Annotated in this window: 1 protein-coding gene; it reads left to right on the top strand. The window is 67.5% G+C overall.

The features are described 5' to 3' along the window. The coding region (locus tag BLA15945_RS37540; RefSeq protein ID WP_174994771.1) for an AMP-binding protein at window positions 1-603 on the top strand (603 nt) is incomplete at both ends.

The raw sequence follows: 603 nt of genomic DNA, 5'->3' as shown, positions 1-603 counted from the left end.
CCTGATCGTCGTCGATTCCAACGAACTCGGCCTCGATCTCGACGCGGTAGCCAACCCCGAGCCCGATCTGAACGGCGACAACCTCGCCTACATGATCTACACGTCCGGTTCCACCGGCCGCCCCAAGGGCGCGCTCAACACCCATCGCGCGATCACCAACCGCATCCTCTGGATGCAGCACGCCTACTCGCTCGACGCCGACGACGCCGTCCTGCAGAAGACCCCGTTCAGCTTCGACGTCTCCGTCTGGGAATTCTTCTGGCCGCTCGTCACCGGTGCGCGACTCGTGTTCGCCCGACCCGGCGGACAGCGCGAGACCGACTATCTGGCCGCGCTCATCGAGCGCGAACGGATCACCACGATCCACTTCGTGCCGTCGATGCTGCGCGCCTTCCTCGACCATCCGGACCTCGACGCGCACTGCACGTCGCTGCGCCGCGTCGTGTGCAGCGGCGAGGCGCTGCCCTACGACCTGCAGCAGCGCTGCTTCGAGCGCCTGGACGTCGGGCTGTACAACCTCTACGGCCCCACGGAGGCCGCTGTCGACGTGAGCGCATGGACGTGCCGGCGAGACGACCCGCACCGCATCGTCCCGATCGGCCG

This window comes from Burkholderia arboris, assembly GCF_902499125.1.
Classification (GTDB): Bacteria; Pseudomonadota; Gammaproteobacteria; order Burkholderiales; family Burkholderiaceae; genus Burkholderia; species Burkholderia arboris.
This window is presented reverse-complemented; position numbering and strand designations above follow the sequence as displayed.